At 58.8% G+C, this 10,857-nt stretch carries 11 protein-coding genes and 2 pseudogenes; 9 read left to right on the top strand and 4 right to left on the bottom strand.

The window, feature by feature from the left end:
- The first annotated feature begins 87 nt into the window (after positions 1–87).
- The 5 genes and pseudogenes from FJ548_RS29380 to FJ548_RS29365 form a co-directional block, all read left to right on the top strand.
- Positions 88–951: an AAA family ATPase gene (locus tag FJ548_RS29380; protein ID WP_140779743.1), complete on the top strand. Its 864-nt coding sequence runs from the start codon at positions 88–90 to the stop codon at positions 949–951.
- A 504-nt stretch (positions 952–1,455) separates the two neighbouring features.
- Positions 1,456–1,809, top strand: coding sequence for a transposase (locus tag FJ548_RS29375; RefSeq protein WP_140779742.1), 354 nt, complete (start codon positions 1,456–1,458; stop codon positions 1,807–1,809).
- 77 nt (positions 1,810–1,886) lie between these two features.
- Positions 1,887–1,970 (top strand): annotated as a pseudogene (locus tag FJ548_RS30635) (IS66 family insertion sequence element accessory protein TnpB); the annotation flags it as partial.
- A 10-nt stretch (positions 1,971–1,980) separates the two neighbouring features.
- Positions 1,981–2,154: an IS66 family insertion sequence element accessory protein TnpB gene (gene tnpB, locus FJ548_RS30630; protein ID WP_348640952.1), complete on the top strand. Its 174-nt coding sequence runs from the start codon at positions 1,981–1,983 to the stop codon at positions 2,152–2,154.
- 66 nt (positions 2,155–2,220) lie between these two features.
- A pseudogene (locus tag FJ548_RS29365) lies at positions 2,221–3,800 on the top strand (IS66 family transposase); the annotation flags it as partial.
- A gap of 1,075 nt (positions 3,801–4,875) precedes the next feature.
- Here FJ548_RS29365 and FJ548_RS29360 read toward each other — a convergent pair.
- Together FJ548_RS29360 and FJ548_RS29355 are read right to left on the bottom strand one after the other, a co-directional pair.
- On the bottom strand, positions 4,876–5,556 hold the full coding sequence (locus FJ548_RS29360; protein WP_181168950.1) for a class I SAM-dependent methyltransferase: 681 nt from the start codon (positions 5,554–5,556) through the stop codon (positions 4,876–4,878).
- 951 nt (positions 5,557–6,507) lie between these two features.
- On the bottom strand, positions 6,508–7,005 hold the full coding sequence (locus FJ548_RS29355; RefSeq protein WP_140779738.1) for a hypothetical protein: 498 nt from the start codon (positions 7,003–7,005) through the stop codon (positions 6,508–6,510).
- Positions 7,006–7,345: 340 nt separating this feature from the next.
- On the opposite strand from FJ548_RS29355, the gene FJ548_RS30130 reads away from it, so the two are divergent.
- Positions 7,346–7,612, top strand: coding sequence for a hypothetical protein (locus FJ548_RS30130; RefSeq protein ID WP_181168949.1), 267 nt, complete (start codon positions 7,346–7,348; stop codon positions 7,610–7,612).
- Positions 7,609–7,899, top strand: a complete 291-nt coding sequence (locus FJ548_RS29350; RefSeq protein ID WP_140779736.1) for a hypothetical protein — start codon at positions 7,609–7,611, stop codon at positions 7,897–7,899. The genes FJ548_RS30130 and FJ548_RS29350 overlap by 4 nt, the downstream gene beginning before the upstream one ends.
- A 425-nt stretch (positions 7,900–8,324) precedes the next feature.
- On the opposite strand, the gene FJ548_RS29345 is transcribed toward FJ548_RS29350, so the two are convergent.
- Positions 8,325–8,834: a hypothetical protein gene (locus FJ548_RS29345; RefSeq protein ID WP_246678803.1), complete on the bottom strand. Its 510-nt coding sequence runs from the start codon at positions 8,832–8,834 to the stop codon at positions 8,325–8,327.
- A 181-nt stretch (positions 8,835–9,015) separates the two neighbouring features.
- On the opposite strand from FJ548_RS29345, the gene FJ548_RS30625 reads away from it, so the two are divergent.
- Positions 9,016–9,336, top strand: coding sequence for a hypothetical protein (locus FJ548_RS30625; protein ID WP_246678802.1), 321 nt, complete (start codon positions 9,016–9,018; stop codon positions 9,334–9,336).
- Between the two features lie 49 nt (positions 9,337–9,385).
- On the top strand, positions 9,386–9,772 hold the full coding sequence (locus tag FJ548_RS30620) for a hypothetical protein (protein ID WP_140779735.1): 387 nt from the start codon (positions 9,386–9,388) through the stop codon (positions 9,770–9,772).
- 368 nt (positions 9,773–10,140) lie between these two features.
- On the opposite strand, the gene FJ548_RS29335 is transcribed toward FJ548_RS30620, so the two are convergent.
- The gene (locus tag FJ548_RS29335; RefSeq protein WP_140779733.1) at positions 10,141–10,734 is read right to left on the bottom strand and encodes an SOS response-associated peptidase; all 594 of its coding nucleotides are present in this window, start codon (positions 10,732–10,734) and stop codon (positions 10,141–10,143) included.
- Positions 10,735–10,857: the final 123 nt, after the last annotated feature.

The raw sequence follows: 10,857 nt of genomic DNA, 5'->3' as shown, positions 1-10,857 counted from the left end.
CGAGGGTTTGATGAAGGCCGTCGTCTCTACCCTCGAAGGAATATTACCGGGAACCAAGTGCGTTCCCATGATGGGATATGATCCGGAATGATCATCGAATTTTTCGGATCCCCAGGATCCGGCAAAACAACGTTTGCGCACGCGCTTGCGCGGCAGTTGCGGGAGAAAGGCTATCACGCCAAGGTCGCTCTCAGCTACAAACCCAGCACCAGGGCCGGAAGCTTCGACCTCGGAATTTTCTTGTTTGTCTCAAGAATCGTATCGGCAATCTTTTCGACCGCAAGAATATTGTTTTCTTCCGGAGGGACGGCGAATCTTACTATTTCCTTGTCATTGATAATGTTAATTCCACCAGATCGGCGAATATGGCGCGCTCGAATCTGGCAGTATATTTTACGTTTGTCATATTACTGGAAGAAGGCAGAGAAATCGCCAGATATTATAATATTCGATCAAGGATACGTCCAAACAATTGGGTCGCTGGCAATGTTCAACAGAGGCTCGGACAGTGTCGCGCTTGCAGAGGCGCTCAGCCTCGCGCCCAAGGCCGATCTCACGGTCAGGGTTGTGGTGCCGCATGCAGTCGTGGAGACACGCTTACGACAAAGGATGGAAAACGAGCCGCCGGCCGAACGAATTTTCGAGGCTGATTTGGATGTAAATATGCGCTCTTTTGGTGTATTTGAAGCCATAAATGGTATTCTACTAGAATTTGACCGAAAAGTTATTTCCGTTGAAATTCTTGACGATCAATCGACATTCGAACGTATTCCAGTTGTCGAGCAAGAGATTATTTCGACCTTTTTGCGGACGGATGCGGGCCTGCAGCCAAAGGGAACCAAAGACAGGAAGCACGCCACGGGGATGCAGCCGATGTTGACGATTGTTTGTCCTCGAAGGTGCCACTCAACCTGTAGCCATTCTTGCTCCAAGGCCTGTTCCAACCAATGAAACGGAAGGAGCGGATGCGATTTCGCCACGGAAGGAATACATGGACCGACGTCTTTCCTCCGCGAGCATCCTCGCCCTTTTGATCTATGTCGGTGGTGCGGGCCGGACCAGCCTCGCCCGATCGTTGATCGCGCGCTCATCGGCCTCCGCGATTACGGCATCTTTCCGACGTCGCGGCCCGGACCTCGGTGCTCGCCTATCTGACAGCACTTGGCTTCATGTATCCCTTTTGCACTTCGTCCCGCCCACTGGGCCAGCCTCAAGCGGGCGAAAGCCTCAAAGCCTCGCCGCGCGATGGGGCGCCGGGGTTGGCGATGCGTCCTACGCCCTCTATCTGCTTCACCCGTTTTTGTGATCCGCGCGCCATGCGCGTTATCTTTTGGCGAACCGGTTTGATCGCGCTTCTTGGGTACGCCTCCGGCGAAGGCCGCCTTGCGCGAGCATGGCACGGTAGCGAGGCTGCGCTCTTAAGGTCGTCCTTACGAGCGTAGTCAGCAGCACAGCATGAGCCAGATGACGATATTGACCGGGCCGGAGCGCCGTCGTCGTTGGAGTGAAGAGGATCAGTGCCGGATACTGGCCGCGGCATTCGCGCCGGGGGCCACGGTGGCGGCGGTGGCGCGTCAGTACGATGTCGCGACCAGCCTGATCTATAAGTGGCGCCGCATGGCAAGAGCCTGCGAGACGAGCTTTGCCGAAGTTGTCGTGGTTCCCGATGAACCTGTCGCCGCTTCGGTGCCGGCGGCGTCCCCAGCGGTGATCGAGCTGGAGATCGCCGGCAAGGCGCGGCTGCGGATACCGCCGAATACGCCGCCGGCATTGGCGGCGGCGATCGTGAAGGCGCTGGGCGTTTCATGATCCCGGTTCCGAGCCAGGTGCGGATCTGGTTGGCGGTCGGCCGCACCGATATGCGTCGCGGGATGTAAGGCCTCGCCCTGCAGGTTCAGGAGACGCTGGGACGGGATCCGCATGCCGGCGATCTTTATGTCTTCCGCGGCCGCAGCGGCAATCTGATCAAGATTATCTGGCATGATGGGCTCGGCATGTCGCTGTATGGCAAAACGGCTCGAGAAGGGCCGGTTTCTATGGCCGTCGCCGGCGGACGGTACGGATTCCATATCACCGGCGCAGCTCGCCTACATGCTCGACGGGATCGATTGGCGCAACCCGCGTCACACCTTCCGCCCCCAGCGCGCGGGCTGAGTTTTTCTTTGAGTTTGCGCCATTTTCCGCGAGTCAGCGGACGCGTTTTATGATTCATTCCAAGGCATGGTTGCCACCGCCCAGGATGCTGTTCCGGACGATATCGGCGCGCTGAGAGCAGCGCTGACCGCGGCGCTGGCCAGAGCCGAAGACGAGGCCGCGCGCGCTGCGCTGGTCGAGGCCGAACTGGCGGTCGCCAGGGCCAAGGCATCGGATGATGCGGCGCTGATCGCACATCAGGATCTGACGATCCGGAAGCTGCAGCGGGCGCTGCATGGTCAGAGTTCTGAACATTCCGCTCGCCTGCACGATCAGATGGAGCTCACCTTCGAGGAACTTGAGAGCACGGCAACGGAAGACGAGATCGCCGCCGAACAGGCTGCGGCCCGGACCACCGAAGTGGCGCCTTATGTGCGTAAACGACCGGCCCGCCAGCCCTTTCCCGAGCATCTGCCACGCGAACGCGTGGTCGAGCCGGCACCGAGCGCTTGCCACTGCTGCGGCGGTCAACGGCTGCGCAAGCTGGGTGAGGACATCGCCGAGACGCTGGAGGTGGTGCCGCGGCAATGGAAGGTGATCCAGAACGTGCGGGAGAAGTTCACCTGCCGCGACTGCGAGGCGATCAGTCAGGCTCCGGCGCCGTTCCACGCCACCCCGCGGGGCTGGACCGGTCCCAGCCTGCTGGCGATGATCCTGTTCGAGAAGTTCGGACAGCATCAGCCGCTCAACCGCCAGGCTGAACGCTATGCCCGCGAAGGCGTGCCGCTCAGCCTGTCGACGCTCGCCGACCAGGTCGGCGCCGGCGCCGCGGCGCTGATGCCGCTGTTCAAGCGGCTCGAAGACCATGTGCTGGCCGCTTCACGTCTGCACGGCGACGACACGACGGTGCCGGTCCTGGCCAAGGGCAAGACCGATACCGGCCGATTATGGACCTATGTGCGCGATGACCGACCGTTCGGCGGCGCCGATCCGCCGGCGGCAGTGTTCTACTATTCCCGCGATCGTCGAGGGGAACATCCGCGGCGCATCTCGCCGGCTGGAGCGGCATTCTGCAGGCCGATGCCTTTGGCGGTTATGGCGATCTCTATGCGACGGGTCGTCAGCCGGCGCCTGTTCTGGAAGCCAGCTGTTGGGCTCACAGCCGGCGCAAAGTGTTCGAGCTGGCCGATATCGAAGCGGCGGCGCGCAAGAAGGCGCGCGGCGACAAGCCCAACCTGGTCTATCCGCTCGCGGTTGAAGCCGTGAAGCGCATCGATGCCCTGTTCGATATCGAGCGCGAGATCAACGGCCTGTCGCCGGCCCAACGCCACGCCGTGCGCCAGGAGCGGAGCGCGCCGCTGGTCACCGAACTCGAGCGCTGGATGATTGAGACGCGCGACAAGCTCTCGCGCGGACACGATCTGAGCAAGGCCTTCAACTACATGCTGCGTCGCTGGTCATCCTTCACCCGGTTCCTCGACGATGGGCGGATTTGCCTCTCGAATAACGCGGCCGAGCGAGCCCTGAGGGGCATTGCCCTCGGAAGAAAGTCATGGCTGTTCTGCGGTTCCGATCGCGGCGGACAGCGCGCTGCCGTTCTCTACAGCCTGATCTACTCTGCCAAGCTGAATGACGTCGATCCTCAAGCCTGGCTCGCCCACGTCGTACACCCAGATGACACCGTCCTCGGGCTCGAGACCGAGGGTCAGGTCCTGGATGAGCGCTTCGCTGACGCCGAGGTCCCTGGCGACACGTTCGACGGTGTAGACGTGATGCACCTTATTGCGCTGCATGATCAGGCCGCGGCTGGTTGGGTCCGCAGTTTTGCGGATCTCCAATTCCACGGCAGCAAATCATCGATCCGATGGACCGGATAGGCGGGCAGTCGGGCGAGGACGGCCAACGATGACGACGGAATCTTGGCCTTCACCGATGAAGGCATCGAGGAGGTCAAACTCCTCCTCGAACAATATCATCGCGTTTCACCATCGAAAGCTTGACCCCAGCACCGCGGTGCTCAGGGTGCTCATGGCCGCCGGATACGCACGCCTGCGGTCTTCACCGGACGGGTACCTTCTTGGCCCATGGGCCTTTGTCGCTTTGGCGCTGGCGATCTCCTTCACCACGGCTCTGTTCACCTACCATTGGTTCGAGAAGCCTTTGACGAGGTATGTCCGACACTTTCTAGGAGCCGAGGGAGAAATCCAGAGGCTGCCACGCCAATTCCCCGTGACAACTGAGGCAGATTGACTGAGCGTCCCAGCCCTATTGAGATACGATCAGGGCGGCGACCGCTGGCCGGTCACATCGGGATTGGCTCTCTGATCAGCCTCGTCCTCTGGGCCTCCTGATCAGAATACCGGGGAGCAGAGGCGGCCTAGACTTAGTCTAAAACGAAGCCTGGAAACCCGACATCGGATATTCAAGAAAGATTCCATTGCATTCAAGAAAAATCCCATTGTCCTATTCTTGGCCATTTGTGACAGGCTGTGTTCCCTACAAAACCGATCAGGCATACAAGGTTCCTCGATCAATCTGCTTCTGAAATTACTTCTAACCGAACCGCGATAAACGGTAGCGCAAAGTGAGCAGCAACGAACCGAGGGGTGGCATCCGAAGTGAACCATGTTCTCGCGCATCGTAGGACCGACTGAATAAGACCGGTCGCCGGCGTAGCTGGGAGCTTTGAATTTTCGTCGCCCACATCGCCCGATCGCCGCTGGCTCTTCCGACCCAACAGCTCTACATGGTTGAGCGGAGCAGCCCTAGGTAGTGGGAACGAAGAATCGGTACCGTTGCGAGCAACGGGTAGATTGAATCCGTCCTATGTCCCAGGTGACGTGCCAACGGGGGTAAAAGCGTTAGCGACTTTAGCTGTAGTTCAAAAGATGGAAACAGCTCCCTGATCCGATGCTTTGTCATCGGTCTAATGTTTCTGTTCCATGGGTTTGGGTACCTCATGTCATACCAGACGATAATGCCGCCGCTCGCAAGAACACGGACTATACTACGCGCAACGTTTTCAGCCATCCCTCGATCAAGGATCGAAGAAAAAACGGTGAACACTGTCACGATGTCAAACCACTTGTCCGGAAAGTCAATATCTTCGGCGTTCGCCTCTTTGAATGTGAAGTTCGGATATCTCATCCGCGCAGTCTCAATCCGATTTGGGAGCAAATCGATACCGAACAGGCCATCAGCCGGCACGCCTTGCTGATGAAATAAATCGAGCAGGCTCCCGTAGCCGCAACCCAGATCAAGTACCCGACATCGCGCCAACGCTACTGGAAGCCCGCTGAGGAGGGACTTCAAGCGCGCGTCCCGCTCGTCTAATAATTTCAGAAAACCGGGGTTGCCCCTATCGTAAGTTGGTTCCCAGCTTTTGTAGAATGCCTTGATTCGGTCGGCCTCCTCACTGTTCATAACTCGAGTTCCCCTTTTGTATGAATACGGAGCTGGTCGCTGATAGTGGTTCCACCCCGCTAGTCCCTTCTTTTGTGCTTTTTGTTCGAAGAACAATTCGGTCGCGAGTTCTGCCGGGGTCTGGCCCGTTCCGTTGGACGCGGCACCCAGGGGCAAAGACACTGCTCTTCGCAAACTGGAAGTGGATTTCCCGATTCCTTTTTGGAGGTGGGTCGGGTTACCTGCCTTACCGTAACTCGGGATATGCGGTCGCCCCAGGCGAGGGGTGAAAAGAATGCGGAACCGAAGATCTTCTCTGTCAAGCTCTGACATCATAACTCGCGCCCCAAAGGTCAACAAGCAAGGGTAGCCTGTCCCGACATGCGTGCATCGTGCGTTCGAAGGATGTCCACCAGTCAGGCGAAAGCCAAACTAAATCAGGGGTTCATTACCTCCAGCCCATGCATGCCAAAACAAAGAAATGGCTTCTTGTTCTGCAACAATCTGGCCTACACTTGCTGCAGTCTGATCCGATCTTGGCGGCGCGGCCGCCCGGATTCCGGGTGCAAACTTGCTGAAATCTTTAACCCGCTGCATCAGGAACTCCCGCCTCGCCAAGCGCGATGCGGTGCTGTGATCGCTCTGGGATTTCATTCCGGGGCGCCGCTCATTGTAGCAAGATAGCTCCGCCACCGATCGCTGCAGCGGGCTTCTCCCAAGAAGGGCGACAGCAGGAACGGTAGCGCCCACCGAACCGCTATCCCCACAATAATTGGATGTATCCACATGCCGAAAGATTCCACACCTTAGACAAACAGACCATCCGACTCGACTTCCTGAGAGACTCCGCGCATTTTCTCGATACCGAATCGGAGGACGATATGGCCGACGAGAAGAAGGATCCACCGCCAGAGCGCGAGCCGCCGCCGCCGCCGCCGGATTGGGGCGGCAAGAAAAGCGAAACGGATCCTCTCAAATACCGTTGAAAATCATGCCGATGGCGCCAATTGCAATTCCTGCGATTGGGGCCACGATTCCCAATCGCTTAGCCCAGGCAAGTGCACTCGCGCCCCGCTTGTTCGTAGCCCGATTCATATCCTGTACAGCTTTTGTCTGCTGAAGGTAGGCACGAAGGGCTTCCTCTTCCGTCACAAGCTCGTCAGTCGTCCACTGCCAAAACTCAGCCGCTCTTCCTGGCAGCCCAATGTCAGATGGCACCATCGCTCGAAGGCAAAACCAACACGCAACTGCGAGTATGATTGCAATTATTGCGGTCGGTGGGCCTGCGAAGTGCAAAATCGGGTCTTTGCCAAGGATTCCCGATGTTGCAGCGACGGCCGTTGCCACCCCAACTGTGACGTAGACTCGAAACAGTGCCATGGCTTGCCGGTCTGTGAAAATGATCAGGTTGATCAATGCAGCATCTCGAGCTCGAGCATCGTCCAAAATTGTTTTTAGATCTGCCTTCATCGAATTCTCCAGCGCCTTGGACGACATTGTGGTCGTATTCGCTTCTGTAGCAAGGGGCGGCACGGCCTCGGCCGCCGCCCTAGCCGCACTCCGTTGATGCTTGCCTCGATTGGCCATAGTAACGAAGCCGGATTTGGTAGTTCGATGGGCGTGGGGAAAGGCAGTAGCGCGCCAGCGCTACCACCATCCAGCACACCAATCTCACGAGCCGACGCATCCGATCCGCCCTGAAAGGCACTCCCAAGATGGCGGCGGCCTCTATCCGTTTTTGAGAACAACAAACCTGCCCCTAATCTAGGCAGCGAGGCTTGCGCTTGCATACGGTTTCCGCAATCCTGACATGATGCGACGTTCGCCTCTTCGATTTGTGCTGGCGCTGGCAAAAGCGCGGTTGGCTCCAAAGCCTTTCGCCGATACGGAGGAATGGAGACCGCTTTCGACGGCCGCTGCAGACCGCATGACTGTCCATCAGGTGTACTACTCGCCAGAGGAGTTGAGACGGCAGCGTGAGAACGCGAGGCGAGCAACCGAACACGCCACCGCCTACATCACCGCCGAACTGGAAAAAGCAGAAGGGGGCAGAGAACGGCGCCACGGCAGACAATGACCCGCATATCCTTTGCAGAGGAGCTTGAAAGCGCCGCGGATCGCATAAGGGACATGTCGCGGCCGGATCTGCAGATCATCCTTCGTCGCGCGGCTTTGATGCTCAGGAATGTTGCCGGCGTTTCCCTGGAGCCGGCGACTGAGGATGCCCTCAACGACCTAGCTGCCGAGATGAAAGTGGGCCGATCCGACCTCATACAGATTGTATTGCGCGAGTGGGTGGAGACGAACGCCTATCTCCCAGTGCGCACCATCGACGAGGAGAGCGAAACCAACGGGAGCGCATAGGTGCGATGACGCCGTCCTCATTCGTCTTGCCAGACGACGCGTGTCAGTGGCCAGTCGCCGCGCCGGCGACTACCGGCGCCCCAAGGAAAAACGGCGTATAAACCGCAGTTCTGCGCGCGTCCGCAACAGCGGATGATCGTCGCGCGTAGAACGGAGGAAATTCGCCCCCACCGCGGGCGGTGAACGGGACAGCCGTAGGAGCGTCAGCATAGCGCCGGCCGCAGGACGGGACGCGGGACCGACTGTCCCCGTCCGCGGTGGTCCGCATATTTTTGCGTCAGGATGAAGCCGACCGGCCGCGCTCATGCGCAGTTCCGGTTCTCGACAGTCCTGCCGCTGATCGCCGACCATGCGATTGCATTGCCAGCACCAGTGCCAAGTTGGCCTGGAAGAAATTGATGAGGTCCTGCGCCCTTCGGCTCCTCTCAATTGCGTGGCAGCTTGTGAATTTCTAGCCTGACGGGCCCGCCCCTGTCACAACTCGTGCAGAAAAGCGCGCGCTCGACCGAACTGAACAGAGCGCCTTTTCCATAGCGTTTGATCAGCCCGGCAGGCTTTACCGTTGCATGGTATGAACAGGATTTGCACCAGGCCCGCAACACATGCCATTCGCGAAGATCTCCGAGCGCAACATCGAGGCCTGCGTGAACGCTGCCGTCGACGGTCTGTGGCGGGATCTTAACCTCGCCTAGTGTCAGGATTTTCTCCATCACATGCCGACTATTGTGGTGGATCAGCAACATGCCCGGCCGGCGCCGGATGGCGGCTTGCCAAGCTGCCTGACTCACCGTTGAATCGGGGGAACGCGAAATGGTTTCTACCAAAGCCTGTTCCTCGCGATCCCAGACCTCGATCCGAAAATTGTCTTCTGCGGTTTCGCCATAGCTTCGCCGGCCAGCGCGAATGACGCTGAGCCATGGTCCTTTGCTGCTCAAGATCATGCTGAAATAAGGAACATGTCCCTCTCTCGTCAAGGGTGCTCTTGACTCTTTGTTCCTACTTTGTTCACTCTTGGCTGGATTGGGCCTAGGAGGCGAACCATGGAACTTCGCTTGGACATTGAGCACGCAACACCCCAGCAACTTGCACTTGGCATCGCGGCAGCCGAAGCAGTGTTTGCACGCGCAGGCATTACGGCTTTGTAAGGCGCGGAAGGCGCGGAAGGCGCGGAAGGCGGCGGAAGGCGCGGAAGGCGCGGAAGGCGCGGAAGGCGCGGAAGGCGCGGAAGGCGCGGAAGGCCTGTTTGCGTTGGAAGGCTGGGATGTCAAGGGCTTTCCCGAGGACGATAGGCTGACTGCGGAAGAGGAGCGAGCCGCCGCAGTTTGGTTGGAGGCCGACAAAGCTGCGGCGGCGGCATGTTGTGCGGGCTGGCCGGAGGAAAACGTTCCGCGCCATCAGGAATTGATCGACATACCCCCGCACGAGGCTGCAAGCTGAAGCAATTCCAGACACCTGGCCGCAGCGGAAGCAACTCTATCCTGATGTCGTGAAGCGGCTGGAGATCACGACCGGTCCGGATCGCCAGATCGATTTCGATATCGCCTTCGTTCTCGGTTGGGTTCCCGAGCGGCCGACGCTGGATCGGGTTGAGCCGCTCTCGGAAGATGGAGACCGTATCCCCTTCCTCACCAGTGACCTTTCGCAGGTCGAAGAGATGGTTCGTAAGGCACTCAAGGACTGGACAATTGAGATTGACCGAGATTCCTGTGATGCCCACGTTTTCAACCCGGCAGCCAGCGATGACGGTGATGAATTGCGCATGGCGGCATGGCGCGATTTCGACGGCTCCCTGCATATGGAGAAGCCGCCGGCAAATCCTGCAATCGCGCTGACGCTGGCGATGATGCGCGGCCAGTCAATGCATTTCGAATAGTGGTCAAGCGCAGTCGGGGCTTACCAACGCCATCGGCCGGCCACATCAGGTTGCGCTGCCCGATGACCTCTGCACGGACCGGAACTTCGCCATGATCGCGAAGTTCTGCCAGGAACGAGGGCTTAGGCACTAGACGCGGCATGTGCAGGCAATATGGCCGAACGGCAAATATGAAACCTATAGGGTCCATTGCTTCAGCGATGCCGCATCTGCTGAGACTTTTCTGGATCGATTCAAGGGGTTGAGGTTCAATCCGAGGCGGGATCGGGAGAATGGAAAGGTGCGAGGCGTCTGGCGTCGCACGGGCGAATACACGCTGGTTCTCGATCTCGGGCCGCTCAGCGTACCAGCGATCCTGCGCAGCTAAGTCATGAGCTTTCAGGACGAACTGTGTCGACCGATAGCGATCCGGCCGGGAGCGGCCGCAAGAGTTCGGTCTCAGGCTTTGTCAAATTGATCCAGGCCGCCCAATGCTCGGGCTGAAGAATGATCACCTGGCGATTGTGATATGGCGCGACATCCGGCCCGGGATCGGTCGTCAGCATGGTGAAGGTGGGCGGCTTGTTGCCGACGGCTTCGCGCCAGAGGCCGGCGACCGCCATGAACGGAGAGCCGTTGAGTGTGAAGCGATGTTTCGCCTTCGGATATTTCGTGCCTGTGAATTCGAAGAACGCGGACGCAGGAACGAGGCAGCGTTTGCTGTTTCCGAATTGCCGCCCTTCGGATCGGAAGTTGAACACCGGCCCTCCCTTTGGTCCCGCCGGCGGAAATCCGAACGTCATCGATACCAGTTCGATCGCATCGCCGGCGGCGCGCATTATTGGCGCGGGGTCATTGATGCGCACGTCGTCCGCCTGGGGGAGATCGAGTTCGGTCTGGTGGGTCGGGATATCGAGCGCAAGCGACGCCATCATCCGGCAATATTCAGCCCAGAGGATATGCTGCTCGTAGTCGTTGCACATGGTAGGCTACGAACGTGGGCAACCTCTGTTAAACATTAGAGCGTCAGGCGAATAGGGTGAATCGTTGGGATTCCCTTTTCGACTGAAGTCTGATTCCTATGGATGCGGAGGTGCACCATGGGC

It is taken from the genome of Mesorhizobium sp. B2-4-17 (genome assembly GCF_006441275.1).
Taxonomy (GTDB): Bacteria; Pseudomonadota; Alphaproteobacteria; order Rhizobiales; family Rhizobiaceae; genus Mesorhizobium.
This window is presented reverse-complemented; position numbering and strand designations above follow the sequence as displayed.